At 43.5% G+C, this 17,691-nt stretch carries 15 protein-coding genes; 9 read left to right on the top strand and 6 right to left on the bottom strand.

The window, feature by feature from the left end; translation table 11 throughout:
- From ACJ751_RS12000 to ACJ751_RS12010, 3 genes are all read right to left on the bottom strand, one after another.
- The coding region (locus ACJ751_RS12000) for an autotransporter domain-containing protein (RefSeq protein WP_407745734.1) at window positions 1-407 on the bottom strand (407 nt) is incomplete at its 3' end.
- A 122-nt stretch (window positions 408-529) separates the two neighbouring features.
- Window positions 530-1,801, bottom strand: a complete 1,272-nt coding sequence (serS, locus tag ACJ751_RS12005) for a serine--tRNA ligase (RefSeq protein ID WP_407745735.1) — start codon at window positions 1,799-1,801, stop codon at window positions 530-532.
- A 64-nt stretch (window positions 1,802-1,865) separates the two neighbouring features.
- On the bottom strand, window positions 1,866-2,309 hold the full coding sequence (locus ACJ751_RS12010) for a GNAT family N-acetyltransferase (protein WP_407745736.1): 444 nt from the start codon (window positions 2,307-2,309) through the stop codon (window positions 1,866-1,868).
- Window positions 2,310-2,346: 37 nt separating this feature from the next.
- On the opposite strand from ACJ751_RS12010, the gene ACJ751_RS12015 reads away from it, so the two are divergent.
- The 6 genes from ACJ751_RS12015 to ACJ751_RS12040 all read left to right on the top strand — a co-directional run bounded on the left by ACJ751_RS12015 (window position 2,347) and on the right by ACJ751_RS12040 (window position 5,999).
- The gene (locus tag ACJ751_RS12015) at window positions 2,347-2,691 is read left to right on the top strand and encodes a hypothetical protein (RefSeq protein WP_407745737.1); all 345 of its coding nucleotides are present in this window, start codon (window positions 2,347-2,349) and stop codon (window positions 2,689-2,691) included.
- A 174-nt stretch (window positions 2,692-2,865) separates the two neighbouring features.
- Window positions 2,866-3,555, top strand: coding sequence for a peptidylprolyl isomerase (locus ACJ751_RS12020; protein WP_407745738.1), 690 nt, complete (start codon window positions 2,866-2,868; stop codon window positions 3,553-3,555).
- A 100-nt stretch (window positions 3,556-3,655) separates the two neighbouring features.
- Window positions 3,656-4,036, top strand: coding sequence for a glycine cleavage system protein GcvH (gcvH, locus tag ACJ751_RS12025; RefSeq protein ID WP_407745739.1), 381 nt, complete (start codon window positions 3,656-3,658; stop codon window positions 4,034-4,036).
- A 96-nt stretch (window positions 4,037-4,132) separates the two neighbouring features.
- Window positions 4,133-4,678, top strand: a complete 546-nt coding sequence (locus ACJ751_RS12030; protein WP_407745740.1) for an RNA polymerase sigma factor — start codon at window positions 4,133-4,135, stop codon at window positions 4,676-4,678.
- Entirely contained in the window at window positions 4,675-5,508 is an 834-nt protein-coding gene (locus ACJ751_RS12035; RefSeq protein ID WP_407745741.1) for an anti-sigma factor domain-containing protein, read from the top strand. Before ACJ751_RS12030 ends, ACJ751_RS12035 begins: the two co-directional genes overlap by 4 nt.
- A gap of 98 nt (window positions 5,509-5,606) precedes the next feature.
- A complete protein-coding gene (locus tag ACJ751_RS12040) occupies window positions 5,607-5,999 on the top strand; it encodes a VanZ family protein (protein ID WP_407745742.1) in 393 nt (130 codons plus the stop codon).
- Window positions 6,000-6,674: 675 nt separating this feature from the next.
- Here the strand turns inward: ACJ751_RS12040 and prfA are convergent.
- Complete coding sequence (gene prfA / locus ACJ751_RS12045) at window positions 6,675-7,739, bottom strand: peptide chain release factor 1 (RefSeq protein WP_407745743.1); 1,065 nt, start codon at window positions 7,737-7,739, stop codon at window positions 6,675-6,677.
- 156 nt (window positions 7,740-7,895) lie between these two features.
- Between prfA and ACJ751_RS12050 the strand changes: the two genes are divergently transcribed.
- Window positions 7,896-9,065, top strand: a complete 1,170-nt coding sequence (locus ACJ751_RS12050) for an amidohydrolase family protein (protein WP_407745744.1) — start codon at window positions 7,896-7,898, stop codon at window positions 9,063-9,065.
- 131 nt (window positions 9,066-9,196) lie between these two features.
- Here the strand turns inward: ACJ751_RS12050 and recO are convergent, their stop codons facing one another.
- Entirely contained in the window at window positions 9,197-9,937 is a 741-nt protein-coding gene (gene recO / locus ACJ751_RS12055; protein ID WP_407745745.1) for a DNA repair protein RecO, read from the bottom strand.
- Window positions 9,934-12,231: a two-component regulator propeller domain-containing protein gene (locus ACJ751_RS12060; protein WP_407745746.1), complete on the bottom strand. Its 2,298-nt coding sequence runs from the start codon at window positions 12,229-12,231 to the stop codon at window positions 9,934-9,936. The genes recO and ACJ751_RS12060 overlap by 4 nt, the downstream gene beginning before the upstream one ends.
- Window positions 12,232-12,734: 503 nt before the next feature.
- Here ACJ751_RS12060 and ACJ751_RS12065 point away from each other — a divergent pair.
- Window positions 12,735-15,086 (top strand): efflux RND transporter permease subunit, encoded by a 2,352-nt coding sequence (locus ACJ751_RS12065; RefSeq protein ID WP_407745747.1) that lies wholly within the window; start codon window positions 12,735-12,737, stop codon window positions 15,084-15,086.
- Window positions 15,087-15,712: 626 nt separating this feature from the next.
- Window positions 15,713-17,691 (top strand): SusC/RagA family TonB-linked outer membrane protein (locus tag ACJ751_RS12070; RefSeq protein ID WP_407745748.1); only part of this gene is annotated, 1,979 nt, incomplete at its 3' end.

The following is a 17,691-nucleotide window of genomic DNA, read 5'->3' on the forward strand; positions in this document are numbered from 1 at the left end:
ATACCATTCGGAAAATAATTGGAGGTACTATTGTACTTAGAATATTCGTAATTCGCACCGGCCTCACCAAAAAGGTACAACCGGTTAACAATCGGGATATACTGACGCACAAAAATACCGGCCCCGTAATTGTTATTTTTACGTTCTATTTCAGAGCCGTTATTATTCGTTTTCCCATGGCCATATGTTAAAGAAATACCTACAACAAGGTTATCCTTTATTACCAAACCTACTGCCGGGCTGAAGTTGAAGGTATTGGTTTTTGTATAGGGGGTATCAGTTCCAAATTTTTGGTGGTTATATCCAATACTGCCGCCTACCCAAACAGCGCCTTTGCTGATCTGGGCCCGGGTAGTTACCATGAATGCGCAAACGAAAACGAGGGAGAGTACAATTCTTTGTTTCATATAAACTTTGGTTTTTGGTACCGCAAATATGAAAAACAAAAAAGGAAGTACACAGTAGTGTATACTTCCTTTAGCAAAGATTTATGTTAAGAAAATTAGAAGAGAAATGTCGTATGTGTCTATTAGTTAATCTGAGACGCGCCGAAATAACTGTGTAGCACAGCCGGTAATTGAATACCAGTCTCGGTTTGGTGGTTCTCCAGTAAACAGGCAACGATCCTGGGCAGGGCCAAAGAGCTGCCATTTAATGAATGCACCAGTTGATTTTTACTATTAGCATCTTTAAACCTTATTTTCATGCGGTTGGTTTGGTAGGCCTCAAAATTCGATACAGAACTTACCTCCAGCCATCTTTGCTGTGCAGCGCTGTATACTTCAAAATCATAGGTGAGCGCAGACGCAAAACCCATATCACCACCGCATAATTTCACAATGCGATAGGGAAGATCGAGTGATTGCAGCAACGTTTCAACATGGGTTACCATTTCTTCCAGTATATCGTAACTTTTCTCGGGGTGAACCAGCTGTACAACTTCTACTTTATCGAACTGGTGCAGGCGGTTCAAACCACGCACATCTTTCCCATAGCTGCCAGCTTCGCGGCGGAAACAGGGAGTATAAGCCGTCATCTTAACAGGCAGATCGGTTTCTTTTAATAATTCGTCGCGATAAATATTGGTAACCGGTACTTCGGCTGTTGGTATCAGGTAAAAATTGTCTTCGGTAACAAAATACATCTGGCCTTCTTTGTCGGGCAACTGACCGGTACCAAAAGCAGATGCTTCATTTACCATATGCGGCGGCATAAATTCTTTATAACCGGCATTGGTATTATAATCTAAAAAATAGGCAATAAGGGACCGTTGCAATTTTGCGCCTTTGCCAATATACACAGGGAAACCACTGCCGGTAATTTTATTACCCAGCTCAAAATCTATAAGGTTGTATTTTTTGGTGAGGTCCCAATGCGGAACAGCACCGGCATGCAGGTTGGGCTTTTTGCCGCCTTCCCGGATGGTAATATTGTCTTCAGGTGTTTTGCCCGGAGGTACTTTTTCAGAGGGCAGATTGGGCAGTTTTACGATCTGCTCCTGCAATTTTTTCTCTGTTTCTGCCAGTTGATCGGCTATTGGTTGCAAGGTTGATTTTAAAATAGCTACTTCCTGTTTATGTGTTTCAGCGGCTTCTTTTTGTCCCTTTGCCATTAATTGCCCGATCTCTTTGGATGCTGCATTTACTTTTGACTGGGTAGTATCAAATTCAAGCTGCAATTTTTTCCGGTTATCGTCCAGGGATATGATCTCATCAACCAGATCAAGGTCCCTGAAATTTTTTAAAGCCAGTCGTTCCTTTACCAGCGCCGTGTTTTGTCGAATAAATGCGATCTGTAACATGTGAAATCAGGTTTGCGCAAAGATAAGTTAAATAGCCAATCCCGGCCGGTGACAAGTAATGCCGTTAGCTATTTGTTTTGTAGATATCAGGTTTAACGATCGCCAGCATGTATTCAGGGTTAGCCAGTTCTTTAAAATCGAACTGTCGATACAGGCCATGCGCATCGCGGGTAGCCAGCATAAAGCGGCGTAAACCCTGCAGGTCAGGATGAGCAAGTATCACCTCCATTAACCATTTGCTAAGGCCCTGGCCGCGGCAGGTTTCATCAATAAAAACATCGGCCAGGTAACCAAATGTGGCGTTATCGGTAATTACCCGGGCAAATCCCACCATTTGTGCGTCTTTGTAAACGCCAAAGCAAATGGACCCTTCTATTGATCTTTTTACGGTATGCAGGGGTATTCCTTTCGCCCAATAGGATTGCTCACAAAGGTATTGGTGAATGTATTCTGGGGAAAGGCTTGTTTTGTCGGTGCTGATAGTGTAATTGTCTTTATGCCAAATCATAGGCTAAATTAGTAAATTAGGTTGCTATCTTTGCGCCATGCAGGCAAATGACGATTTACAAACCCGTTGGTGGAAGCTGGAAGAAAAGCTGATGGAACGGTTTGGCAGAAAACCAGACATGGAAACTATTTTATTTTTAATAGGTATTCAGGAATTTGGGGATATAAAGGCAAAGTTTAGTAAGGAACAAAAGCAGGACCTGATGCATATTGCTACCTGTTCGTTGCTGTCACAAAGCGGCTATTACGAACTGGATGGAGTAGATGAAGAAGGCTGGCCGCATTTCAGGCAGCTAAAGGCCCTGCCAGTGATGAACCTTCACGAGCAGGAGAGTTTTTTAAAAGATCATATTCTTTTGTATTTTGACCAACAGGAATTCTAAACCAATTAGCAAATTAGTCCCGGTTTAACCGGGATGAAATTGTGCAAATGTCGTTGAATTTCGAAGTGTCCGAACATGAGCGTAATTCCCGAATTACGGAATTGTATTTCATTTTCACATTTTCGAATTTTCACATTTGCACATTCGCCTCTTCCTGTCTAAATCACACTACTTATGAATAAGCTGTTTTTACTCATCGTATCCTTATTTATCTTTTCATCCTTTGAAGAGCAGCGTCCTTACCAGGTAAAAAAAGGCGATCTGAATAAAGATGTAGAGCTGGTGACCTCCAAAGGCACCATGGTCATCCGGTTATCAGATTCTACTCCTTTGCATCGCGACAATTTTATAAAACTGGTTAACCAGCATTTTTACGATGGGCTGTTATTTCACCGGGTTATGAGTCAGTTCATGATCCAGGGTGGCGATCCCAAAAGTAAAACTGCCAAAGCAGGCGACCAGTTAGGAGGAGGCAGCCCCGGTTACACCATTCCTGCCGAGATCAAGCCCTATTTATTTCATAAAAAAGGCGCCCTGGCGGCTGCCCGTACGCCCGACGAAATAAACCCCACCAGGGAAAGTAACGGCAGCCAGTTTTTCATTGTGCAGGGAAGGGTATATGACGATGCAGACCTGAACCAGGTAGAAACCAGGTTGAATGGATATAAGATCCCTGAAGCGCATCGCGAGGTATTTAAAACCATTGGTGGTTCACCTTCGCTCGACACAAAATATACCGTGTTTGGGGAAGTGATAAAGGGTATCGACATAATTGATAGCATAGCTGCCGTACCGGTGGGCGAACGTAACCGCCCGGTTGAGGATGTGCGTATTATAAAGGCTACCCTTATAAAGAGACAATGATGTAAGAAATGCTATAAGTTGGCGGGTCCGCAAGTTAACGGGTTAACTGGTCAACTAATTAACTTAAATTCCTTAATCTTGCAGCACAAAAATTGAAAACATGAATTTTCCGGAAAATCTGCGCTACACTAAAGATCATGAATGGATTAAACTGGAAGGCAACATTGCCACTATAGGTATTACCGATTTTGCGCAACGCGAACTGGGTGATATCGTTTATGTGGAAATAGAAACAGTTGGTAAAGCCCTGATGGCTGAAGCTGTATTTGGTACAGTAGAAGCTGTTAAAACAGTGTCTGACCTGTATCTGCCTGTTTCCGGTACCATTAACGAGGTTAACCCCGCATTGGCTGATTCTCCAGAAGCAGTTAACAGCGACCCATATGGTGAAGGTTGGATGGTTAAAATGACCGTAACCAATCCCGATGATGTAAAAGCCCTGATGGACGCTGCTGCCTATACCAATCTCGTAGGCGCCTGATAAATAAATTGAATCCGGAGCGGCTGGTATTACGTAAATTGAAAGTGGTTTAAGACCACTTTTTTTGTAACACGCCATACGTTCCGGGTAAACACATTGGGAATAACACTCACATATACTGAACAGGAGTTGGTGTCCCTGTTGCGTAATAGGGACAACAAGGCCTTTGCATATTTATACGATAATTATGCATCGGCCCTGTACAGTATTGTATTGCAGATAGTGAATGATGGGGAGCTGGCCAATGATATCTTACAGGAGGTTTTTGTAAATATCTGGCGCAGGATTGAGCAGTACGACATGAGCAAGGGCCGCCTGTTCACCTGGATGATGAATATTGCCCGGAATGCCTCCATAGACACCCTGCGGTCGAAGGGTTACCAGAACAGCCGCAAAAACCAATCTATTCAGGACAACGTAGATACTATACAGGTCAAAGATGTAATACAGCCGGGGGTTGACACGATCGGATTGCGAAAAGTGCTGGAAAAATTAAAAGAGGAGCAACGCGTATTGATTGAACTGGCTTATTTTAAGGGATATACGCACGAAGAGATTGCTGAGCTGGAAAAAATACCGCTCGGTACGGTAAAAACGCGTATCCGGAATGCACTTATTCAGTTAAGGGAATATTTGAAGTGAATATACAGGAATACATATCAAGTGGCATAGTGGAAAGCTATGTGTTAGGGCTCGCTGAAGAGACGGAACGGGTGCAGTTTGAACAAATGTGCACTCAGCACGCCGAAGTACGCGCGGCCCGGGATGCATTTGAACTTTCCCTTGAGCAGCAAGCCCTGGCTGGCGCTGTTGCCCCTCCTGTACAATTGCGGGAAACCATTTTGCGGCAATTAGCGGCAGAAATGGTTCCTGAAGCCAGCAGAAGCACGCCAGTGGTTCAAATGCGACCCATCAGGCGCTCGGTTGTTCCTATGGCTATGCGGTATGTAGCCGCGGCTGCCATTGTATTGCTGGTAGGTAGTGCCGGCTTAAATATTTATTATTTCAATAAATACCGCGATTACAGTCAGCGCTACGATCAGTTGCTGGCCACGCAAACTGAACTGGCAAAAAACAACAACGCCATGCAAACCCGCATGAGCAACTACGAGCAAACCATTCAGGGTTTAACGAATCCTTATATGGCCAGGGTTACCATGGAAGGTAAGGGTGTGCCCAATAATGCCAGCCCCGACCCGGGTAGCGCGGCAACCGTTTTATGGGATACCCGCACCAAAGATGTTTACCTGATGGTAAACAACCTGCCGATGCCTGAAACCGGCAAACAATACCAGTTATGGGCCATTGTAGACAATCAGCCCGTTGATGCCGGAATGCTCGATATGAGCCATGGTCATATGATGGTTAAAATGAAAAACATTCCCCGCGCGCAACTTTTTGCTATCACGCTCGAACAGCAGGGTGGAAGCCCTACTCCAAAAGGTCCAATGTATGTTATTGGTAAAGTGTAGTTAATGTCGTGAAACGGAAACAGTCCGCCAGCTTCTTACCCTCATTAACACCATTCATTACTACCCATATCTATTTTTGAAGTATCTTTCATCCCTATATGATGCGTTTTGTTAAAAAACTTTGTACCTGGAAAATCGTTCCTTTTGCCTGGACAGCTATTACCATTATTTTACTGTGCCTGCCAGGTTCTGCCATCCCCAGTACCGGTGTCTTTTCTACAAAAGGTATTGATAAAGTAGTGCATACCATTTTGTTTGGGGGCATTGTTTTGCTGTGGGCCTTCAACCTGTATTATCGTCGCAATGACAAACAAAGATGGCAGGCGATTATTGTCTTTCTGACGCTTTTCAGTATAGGATTGGGTATTGGGTTAGAATTTCTACAAAGGGATTATATTCCAAATCGCAGTTTTGACGTCTATGATATTGTTGCCGATTCCACTGGCGCCATCCTGGCTGCTGTATATCACCTTTTTGTAAGAGTAAAATAGAAGGGGAAAATCTGTAAATCAGTTAGTTATATACAAAAAAATAGCCCCTGTAGACACAGGGGCCGTAACCAAAACTAACTGCTTATGAGAAAATTGACTGCTTTGTGTGAGTCGTTAAAAAAGAACTTTATTATATAACGCAAATCGGATGCCATTAGTATAGATGGTCCGTTAAAGTAAGATTAAAAGGAACCATCTGATATTGACAAAGAGCTTGCGCGATAAATTTCTAATGCAAAGGAACTACGTATTTCCAATATTTCATTCACCTGTTAATACTTTTTGTAAAACGTTAACATTCGCGTGTTTTCAGAAATAAAGTGCCGATCAATAGCACGTAAAAGCCCGCATACTTACCAAACGAACGTTAATTTCAGCAACTTATAACTCATTCATTATTATTTCGGTAAAGGAAACCGTTATAACGGCCAGTCCTATACTAGTAGTGTGTACTGCGAATTAATGAAAAATTAATGCAGTTTTCTTAATACTGCATTGTGGTGATTTTGTGACTTCCCTGTTCATGGTAAATAGGTAGTGGAACACTTGCTATAGCTGCATTACAGCCTTTTAGCAAAATAAGGTATGCTGTAACATTTAGCAATACAGGGCAATAAAAAACGTCCCCCTGGTTGAACCGGGAGGACGTTTTTATAGAATGTGTTCTTTACATTATTAATCCTGCTTGGCTAACTTCTCAGCATTTTCAGCAAATTGTAATGCATCAATAAACTCCTGCACGTTGCCATTCATTACATCGTCTAAGTTATAAACGGTTAATCCAATTCTATGATCGGTTATACGGCCTTGTGGATAGTTATAGGTTCTTATCTTGGCGCTACGGTCGCCAGAGCTTACCAGACTTTTTCTATGTCTTGAAATTTCATCTTCCTGTTTACGTACTTCTTCTTCATATAATTTGGTACGCAGCATTTGCATCGCTTTTTCACGGTTCCCTAACTGGGTACGTTCGGTTTGACACATTACCACCATACCGGTAGGAAGGTGGGTTAAAATAACTTTGGTTTCCACTTTGTTCACGTTCTGACCACCCGCACCACCACTTCGGGCAGTTTCCATCTTTACATCACTATCCTTTACTTCCACGTCAACTTCCTCGGCCTCGGGCATGGCAGCCACTGTAGCGGCAGAGGTATGTACCCGGCCCGATGTTTCGGTGTCAGGAACCCGTTGTACGCGGTGCACGCCACTCTCAAATTTCAGGGTGCCATACACATCTTCACCGGTTACTTCCAACTGAACCTCTTTGTAGCCCCCCACGGTACCTTCCGATTCGCTCAATATGGCTGTTTTCCAACCTTTCTTTTCACAATAGCGCAGGTACATGCGGAGCAGGTCTCCGGCAAACAGGCTGGCCTCGTCGCCACCGGTACCGGCCCGTATTTCCAGGATACAGTTCTTTTCGTCCTGCGGATCTTTGGGGATCAGCAACTGACGAATGTGCGCTTCCAGCTTTAGCTTGTTTTCATCCAGTGCAGGCAGTTCCTCCTTGGCCAGTTCACGCAGTTCAGCATCATCGCCGTTCAGGGCTTCTTTATATACGTCCAGGTCACCCAATACTTTTTTATACTCCTCGTAAGCTATCACGATCTTTTCCAGGCTGCGATATTCCTGGCTCATAGCCCTGAACTTCCTGTTATTGCTTACAATTTCAGGATTGGTTAACGCAACCCCAAGGTCCTCAAACTTAGCTTTTATGGCTTCCAGCTTGTCTAACATAATTTTGACTTATTTTACCAGTTACAGTCCAAAACGGTGGCAGGTCAGTTTGTAAGAAAGAAATGTGCTTAATTTTGCCCCTTCTTTCGGACCAGCGGGCCGTCCGTTTTTCCGACTGATATTAAAACCTGCAAAGTTAATTATTTCAGCGCTTACATGAATTACAGAAAGTTCACCGCCGACCATTTATTTACTGGTTCTGAATGGTTTTCAAACGGTTCGGTGCTAATTACCAGCACCGAAGGGGAAATAATTGATCTTGTTCCGGCTGCGGAGGCCGGAGAGGGGGTAGCCAATTATAGTGGTATATTGAGCCCGGGGTTTGTAAACTGCCATTGCCACCTGGAACTGAGCCATATGAAGGGTATTATTCCCGAAAAAACCGGGATGGTTGATTTTTTGGTGCGGGTAATACAACAACGCGGGTTTGATGGCGCCATCATTCAAAAAGCTATCGAAGCAGCTGAAAACAGCATGCTCCAAAACGGTATTGTGGCGGTGGGAGATATTTGTAATACTCCTAATACGGTTGAACAGAAAAAGCAAGGCCGGCTGCTGTACCATAATTTCATTGAAACTATGGGTTTTATAGAACAAACGGCGGCGCAACGGTTTGAAGCCTCCCGGGCTGTATATGAGCAGTTTGCCCGCTTGTACCGAAACCCCTCGGAGTCAAATTCCATAGTGCCGCATGCCCCCTATTCGGTTTCACCGGCATTGTTTCAAATGATCACTCATTTTCCGGGTAATCATTTACTCGCCATTCATAGCCAGGAGAGTGGGGCCGAACGGGAGTTTATTGAAAAAGGCACCGGCGATTTTCACCGGTTGTACCAGGCGCTGAATATTGATATTTCATTTTATAAGCCCCGGTCAACAGGAAGTCTGCCTGCTTATCTTACACACTTTCTTCCCAACCAATCCCTGATACTGGTTCATAATACAAATACTAACAAGGAAGATCTCGAATATATTGCCCATTGCCCATTGCCCATTGGCAATTTATTCTTCTGTTTATGCCCCAATGCAAATGAGTACATCGGTAATCCCCTGCCGAATATTGATCTGTTGCGTGAATACAAGGCAGCTATTGTTGTTGGAACCGATAGCCTGGCCTCGAACCACCAACTGAGTGTGCTGGCCGAACTGCAAACCATCCATCAACACTATCCGCACCTTGAAAAAAGCGAGCTGTTGCAATGGGCTACGCTCAATGGAGCCAGGGCTTTGGAACTGGATGAGGTGATTGGCAGTTTTGAAGTTGGAAAGAAACCGGGAGTTCTTGTTATTGATGAGCAGTTTACTAAAGTGGAGCGGTTGGTATAATTAATGGCAGTTGCAAGTTCCAGGTTCCATGTTTCAGGTTCATTAGTTATTACGTGGTTTTCCCTGTAACATGCAACCTGTAACAGCTTCTTATTTCATACAAGAAACACTAAAAATTCAATGGCCAATATTTACCCAAGAACTTCCTGCAGCACCGGCAACGTCTTCATAATCCCAAAATCTGCAAAATGTAAGGCGTAATAGGTCTGATATGCATGGAGCAATGTGCGCCGCGTATCCTGGTTGAGTTTGATCTGTGATAACTCATGCGGCTGCATAACCTTGAGTAGTTGTGAAGTAATATAACTGTACGGGGATGATAAAAAATGGGGATGAACCGGATGCTCATGTACAAATTCTCCTTCCTGTAAATCGAGATAAGTTGTTTGATCAGTGTACTTATCGCTAAAGCGGAACCCATAAAACGAAGCCAGGTGCAATGCAAAATACAAGGGGAAATTGCCTGCCACCTGAATTTCGGCCTTATCAAGATGCATAAAAGCGTCTTCGGCAAAATAAAATAATTCTGGATTCGCCTCCGGTTGTTTGAGTGTTTTTGACAGCAATTCCACCATGAACAAAGCCACGGAATTTTTTACCACATCAAAAAAGATATTTTGATATAAATAGCCCCATTTAAACTCGCGCAGGCGTTGCAGATGATGCAATTCGTTATGATAGGTCGTAAGATCAAGGATGGCGCCGGGTTGAAACAGGTTGGCTTTGCCACTTCCTTTTTTGGTGGATGTACGCACTCCATTTACTATATACGATTGTATGCCGAACAGCTCAGTGAAAATAGTGACGATAACGCTGGTTTCGCCATATTTCACGGTTCGTAATACAATGCCTTTGGTATTATGGAGTGTCATTTTTGTATAAAAACAATTTTAGTGACCAGTTTTTGTTGATGGTCTTCATCGCTTGTTAATACCAGGTAAACGCCTGATGAGATGCTACGCCCATTATAGTCTTTACCATTCCAGACAGCCTGGCTGCCGAGTGCTTTTGTTTGATATACCAACCGGCCATTCAGCTCGGTGATTTTTACAATAGCATTATTGGCAATGCCTCTGATGGCAACGGTACCCGTATAACCCGGTGGTACAGGATTAGGAAATACCAACACCTCAGGGTTTGTTTCTGTTGTTTCTGTGGCCGTGCTGCGAAATGAACAAATGCCTTTGGCAGTGGCAAAAAATACTTCTCCGGTTTTGCCATCAATCGCCATTTGTTTTACATCATTGCTCAACAACGGACTGTTACTCTCTGTAAACCGGTAAATGATCTTGCTGGCATCCGGACTTAACAACCATACGCCATTTTGGGTGCCTACCCATTTACGATCGGCGCCATCCACTGCAATGGTTTGCACCTGTTCATCGCTGAACAAATACCCTGCAAAGTTATCCTGCTGTACAATAGGTAACACCGCTTCACAACCATTGTTGGTCACAGCCTGTTGTGTGCATTGAATAACGCCAATGCCTTTAGCGGTTCCTACCCAAATAAAGTTATTTTTATCTTTCGCAATGCACCGTACATCATTATCTGGAAGATTGCCGTTTCCTTTTCCGCTGCGGAAAAATTTCCATTGGTCATCGCCTGGGTTGTCGATGGTTTGGCCATGATTAAAACAGGCAAGACCATTGTTCTTTGGCAATACTATCCATTTCTGGTTATTATCATCTATCACTATTTGCGAAACGGCCTGTTCGGTCAGGGCAAAAGGAATAATAAACGACTGCCAGCTGCCATCTGCCTTTTTTACAAGTACCGGGTTTAATCCACCGTAATTAGCTACCCATAAATTATTATCTGCATCAAAAGCAAGGCCACTTACCCGGTAGCTTTTTGAATTAAAATAGGCAGGTTGAATAGAAGAGTTTTGTTTGAAGATGGTGATGGAATTATCTTTTTTGATGTTTACCAACCCGCCGCCAAATGAACCGGCCCATACGCTTTCATCGGTGGGGTCGGCGGCTACGGCTACCAGGTCGGTCAGCGAATCCAGTTTTGAAAAGCGCATATTATTATAATAATTCCAGTTGTTATCCATAAAGGCAAACAAACCGTTTTTATTATTTAGCGGGTCCCAATTAGCGCTTACGCCACCTGCTGAAACCCAGAGCGTATTATGCAGCACCTGCATGCTGCCGGTAGCTATTGAGGGCGGCGCATCGGGCAGCAACCGGTTGAATGCCGTACCGCTGTAATTTGATAAACCCGCTATGGTATCAGCGATATAGTATTCGTTTTGATAAATAATTGCCTGCCGTGGCGCCTGGGTTAGCTGAACATCCTGTATAATTTGTTCGGTTGTTCCGGTTGCGGTAAGTACTACTATACGACCGGTTATGTTATTGGTTTCGCTGAGGAGGATCTTGTTATTTGATACGGTACAATTTCTAATGGCCCAGCCATCGCGATACAATAAACTCCAGGTATTGCCATTCTGTAACCACAATGAATCATTTCTTACTGCCACTATATTGTTTTGAAGGGAGGCCAGAGCCTGTACATTGCCGGCAGGTAAACCATTGCTGCCCGATACCAGTTGCCAGTTGCGGAAATCGGCCAGGTTGGCGTTGGCGGGGGCTTTCTTCAATCCTTCGCTGGTAGCTGCGTATACAACATTTCCACTGCTGGTAACGGCATTAACCGCCACTTTTGTTCCGCCATTTCCGATGATGTAGGTGTCTTTTATTTCGTATTTATCAAGATTGATCACCACAATACCAATACCCGTGGCCAGGTAAGCCAGCTGCTGATCTATGAATACTGCTTTTATGCTTTTATCACCTGCTATACCTGAATTTTTTAAGGAGTTAATATTGATGATCCTGTCTTCAACCAATACATCAATATTGCTGTTATTATAAGCAATCACTACGCGCTGCCCATTTGGTTCGGCGCCAATAGCGCTGATACCGGTTTCGGCCAAACCGTTGGTGCGGCTCCAGCGTTCAATGGTGTTATCGGCCACATCAACTGAAAATAAGCTATAGGGAGTAGCGGCCCATACTTTACCGGTGGTGTAAGTAACACCGTTAACCTGTTGATAGGGTAAGTGATCTCGCCATTGACCTATTGGCTGCAATTGTGCCAGCGAAACGAACGGAATGGTGAGCGCTGCGCAATAAAAGGCCAGGATCCGTTGTAGCATAGTTTTCAAAGGTAATTATATGTGGTTGAATTAGTAATATACAAGGTGCGGGCCAATCTTAAAAGCAGGTTCTGGCCTGTTACAGCCGTAGATACAGTATAGATCAGCCATAGCATAGCCGTAGTTCAGCCGTAGATGCAGCATAGATACAGCATAGATACAGCATGGATACAGTATGGATGAACCGTAGTAATAGTAAGACAATAGTAAGGGAATAGTAAGAGAATAGTAAGGCAATGGTAAGGGAAAGTGGGGGATAATCAGGGTGTGGGCAGCCGTCTTTTAATAAAATATCAGGCATTCTGATACTAAACTACAAGCAAAAAACGTACTAGAAAGCTGAAATCAGGAAACTATATTATAAAAATATAATTTCTTAATTCATTGAAATTAAAAGTTCGTCAGGGACTTTTAATAGCGGCAAATAAACTTCCTTAATCCTGTTAAAATGAGTTTCTTTGCTGCCAATAATAATATTCTTAGCAGTAAATTCTATATTCTACATGTGGGAAAAAATCGCCCGGTTCATTTTACGGTCACGCTGGATGTTATTGATCCTCTTACTGGCATTAACCGGTTTAATGGGCTATCACGCTTCCAAAGTTCAAATGAGCTATGAGTTTGCAAGAGCTATTCCAACCGACAATCCCAAGTACCAGGCTTACCAGGCATTTCGCAGTCAGTTTGGCGAAGATGGCAACTTAATGGCTATTGGTATTACCACCGATAAATTGTTTCAGGCCGATGTGTTCAATGATTATGCAGCCATGGCCAAACAAATAAAAGGGGTGAATGCGGTTGAAGATGTGTTAAGCGTATCGGCCACCACCAATCTGGTAAAAGATACCGCTAATGAAAAATTAAATGCCGTACCGGTTTTTCCTAACAGAACACTAACGCAACCGGAGCTGGATAGCATGGCCAACATCTTTTACAGTTTGCCATTTTACCAGGGCCTGTTGTTCGATCCTGCATCGCATACCTACATGATGGGTATTCGAATAAACAAAGACGTACTAAATTCAAAAGGAAGAAATAAAGTAGTTACTGATATTGTTACCCTCGCCGATGCGTTTGGTAAAAAGCATAACCTGGAAATGCATTACAGCGGCCTGCCATTGATACGCACCAATCTGGCTACCAAAGTAGCTTCTGAGATGCAATGGTTCCTGCTGGGCTCGCTTATTCTTTCAGCAATAATCTTATTGATCTTTTTCCGCAGCCTGAGCGCCACCCTCATGTCACTGGCTGTGGTAATTATTGGCGTAATATGGTGTATGGGCACCATTCAGTGGTTTGGGTATAAGATCACGCTGCTCACCGGCGTAATACCCCCATTGATTGTGGTAATTGGTATTCCCAACTGTATTTACTTCCTGAACAAATATCATACGGCTTATAACGATATCAATGGCGGGATCTTCACCAATGAAAGCAGAAAGCGCGTGGCCTTAACCGCCATGATCAGCCGCATGGGTGTTGTAACCCTGTTCTGTAACATTGCCGCCGCTATTGGTTTTGCGGTGTTTGGCCTTACCAAAAGCGCCGTACTGAAGGAGTTTGGAATTGTAGCCGGTATCAACATCATGGCATTGTTCTTTATTTCCATCATGTTTATACCAGCGGTATTGAGCTTTTTGCCAGATCCTAAGAAACGACACACAAAATACCTGGAGAACAAATGGCTGCTGGCTATTCTGGATAGCCTCGAACGCTGGTCATCGAATCACAAAAAACTGATTTACGGCGTAACTGCCATTGTATTATTGTTATCGGTTGCAGGCATGTTCCGGTTGAAATCGGTAGGCTACATTGTAGACGACCTGCCAAAAACTGATAAGATCTATAAAGACCTGAAATATTTTGAAGAACATTTCAAAGGGGTGATGCCGCTGGAAATTGTAGTAGATACCAAACAGAAACAGGGCTTGCGTCGTAACCCGGTGCAAACCTTCGCCCGCATAGATTCTTTATCGCAGTTTATTTCCGCCCAATCTGAAATGGCCCGCCCGCTTTCGATAGTAGAAGGATTGAAATTTGCCCGGCAGGCTTACTACAATGGCGATAGCAGCGCTTACAAAGCGCCCAGCGAGGCCGATCTGCTCTTTTTATCGCAATACCTCAGCGCCAAAGCCTCAACCGATAGCAATGGCAAACAGAACAATTTTAACCGCGTGATAGCTTCCTTTATGGATAGCAACCGCCGCATGGCGCGCATAAGCGTTAATATGAAGGATGTGGGCAGCAAACGTTTGCCTGAATTGATCAGCACCATTGAAGACCGCAGTCGCCAGTTATTCGATACTGCTAAATACCATGTAGAGTTTACCGGTACCAGCGTTACCTTCCTCGAAGGCAGCGCGTTCATCATAAACGGTTTAAAGGAAAGTATTTTGTGGGCTTTCCTGCTTATAGCCCTTTGTATGTTATACCTGTTCAGGTCATTTAAAATTTTAATATGTTCGCTCATTCCCAACATCATTCCGCTGATTATTACGGCCGGAGTAATGGGATGGGCCGGCGTTGCCATAAAACCTTCCACGGTGTTGGTGTTTTCGGTAGCGTTGGGTATTGCCATCGATATAACCATCAGGTTCCTGGTGAATTACAAACAGGAAATGTCGATCAATAATAAAAAGACCTCACAGGAACTGGTGATTGACACCATTCACAAGACCGGTATTAGTATCATTTATACTTCACTGGTGCTCATAGCCGGGTTTGTAATCTTCTGCTTTAGCGGATTCGGCGGCACACAGGCGTTAGGCTGGCTTACTTCGCTTACCCTCGTACTGGCAACATTGACCAACCTGATATTTTTACCGGCCCTGTTGTTGACGCTGATAAAAAAATAGACGCCTTACCAGGCAAAATGTTAGATTCTAACATGAGGCTGTCCCTTAACCAGGAGCAGCCTCATTTTTTTTGGTATATTCTCCTGCAATAAGCAGCAAAGTGATCAAATAAGCTCAAATTTATTTTAATTTGCATTTAATCCAGGGCGATATAAAGAATAAGCATCATATACATGCGAAATCTGAATTTCATGATAAGAAACCAGCATATTGATTGGTAAAAAGCAGCACTTATCATTAATTTATGTCCTGTAATCAGACCTTAGATATAAAACCAAACTAAAATGATCAAACATGAGAATGTTACAAAGGCGTACCCGCGCCCGTTCTGCAACCTCCGTATTCTTAACCCTACGCAACAAGCGAAAACCGCGGAATAATCACGTTTAGGATTATAGTACAAATAGACCAGAAAGGCATAATTGTCTGGATCTCACGCGTGGAGGATATAATCTATTTTAATTAAGCTCATTATTAATGTTTTAGAGACATTAATACAGCAGGATACTTCTTTTTGGGTTCTATTTTATATAATCATATTTCAAATATTTAAGTTCTGTTTAACTAAGATCCGCGATCTTAAAATCCACTGTCCTAATTACTTGTTACAACCAAAATAAAATGAAATGAGAAAAATCCTAATGCTATTATGCGGCATGTTACTCCTGTATGGACAACTGCTTGCGCAATCAAAAACAATTACCGGGAAGGTAACTGACGAAAATGGAGGCCCGGTCCCCAATGCTTCGGTAACCGTAAAAGGAACATCGTTTGGTACAACCAGTAAACAGGATGGTACCTTTTCACTCAATATTCCCGTTGAGGCAAAGGTAATAGTAATCACTTCTGTGGGAATGACATCGCAGGAGTTCACCCTGGGCTCTTCTTCAACAATAAATGCTGTAATGAAGGCAACCACCGGCAGTATGAGCGAAGTGGTTATTGTGGCTTATGGTACTCAGAAAAAGAAAGAGTTGACTGGTGTGGTGGCCACCATAAAGGCGCCCGATATCGAAAACAAACCATTTTCCTCAGTTGATAAAATATTACAGGGACAGATCCCCGGTTTGCAATCTGTTGCCAGTTCAGGAACACCCGGCGCCAACCAAACGATCCTCATCAGGGGTATGAGTTCTATTACTGCCAGCAATGCGCCTTTATGGGTAATTGATGGTATTATTATTAACACTGGTGATGTATCGCGCCTCACTACTACCGCCAATCTGTTAAGCACATTGAATCCCAACGATATTGAAAGTGTTTCCGTGTTAAAAGATGCGGCAGCCGGTTCATTATATGGTAGCCGCGCGGCCAATGGAGTGATCATTGTTACCACCAAAAAAGGACGGGCCGGAAAAACAAGGTACAGATTCGATACAGAGATAGGGGACAATAAAATTGCTTATGAAAACGACAAATACAAGCCCCTAAATGCTGCGCAATATTTTGAGATTGCCCGGGAAGGATATGTTAATGCGGGTAGAACAACTGCAGATATAGATGCTATATTAAAAGGTCAGGGTGAGAATAACGGCACCGACTTTAACTGGTATGAAGCCGTAAAAAGAACTGGTAAACAACGACAATACAATCTAAGCGCAGAGGGTGGTAACGAAAAAACCACTTTTTATTTATCGGGCGGTTATTTTATGCAGGAAGGTTCTACTATAAATTCCAAGCTCGAAAGAACGAGTGGAAGTGTGCGCATCACTCATAAAGCCAGTGACAGGGTTACATTAGGCTTTAATATGACCGGTGGCTATACAAACCAACGCACTCCTTTAAGCGGCGGTAATTTTGGTAACCCGGTGCTCTCATCCATATTTATGGTGCCTTCTAACAGTCCGTATAATGCTGATGGCTCCTATTACCTGCCCAGCGGTACAATAGGCGGATTGCACAATGTGATCGCTTTATCGGATATAGACAAACGCTTCTTAAGAGAAGTAGGGTTAAGGAGTAACGTGTTTGCCGAATATAAGATCCTCGAAAACCTGAAATTCAAAACAAGTTTAAGTGGCGATCTGAACGTGCTCGAGGAAGATCAATATAATAATCCAACGCATGGCGATGGCGCGAGTGTAGGGGGCAGGGCTTATTCCTATTACACCCGTTATTTTAACAGGACCTGGACCAATACCCTCGAGTACCAGCAAGAACTGTCAAAAGCGTATAATATTTCGCTGAATGTTCTGGCAGGGTATGAGGCTCAGAAGTCAAACGGCTATCAGAATTCTGTTCAATCACAAGGCTTCCCCCCCAGCTACTCCCTGACGATGCCCGTTGCAGGTGCTACGCCCATTACTGCCAGCGCTACCCTGTCTGATTATTCATTCGTTTCACAATTCTCAACGGCGAATATCAATGTTGACGACAAATACATTCTGTCGGGAAGTTTTCGCCGGGATGGATCATCCAGGTTTGGCGCCAACAATAAGTACGGTAACTTTTGGTCAGTTGGTGCTTCCTGGAATCTGGATAAAGAGAAATTTATTGAGCAACTTGATTTTATCAGTCAGTTGAAATTACGTACATCGTATGGGGTGAATGGTAATGCCGGTATTGGTAACTATGACTGGTTTAGATTATATGGTTATGGTGTTAA

Source organism: Niastella sp. (assembly GCF_045805085.1).
Lineage (GTDB): Bacteria > Bacteroidota > Bacteroidia > Chitinophagales > Chitinophagaceae > Niastella.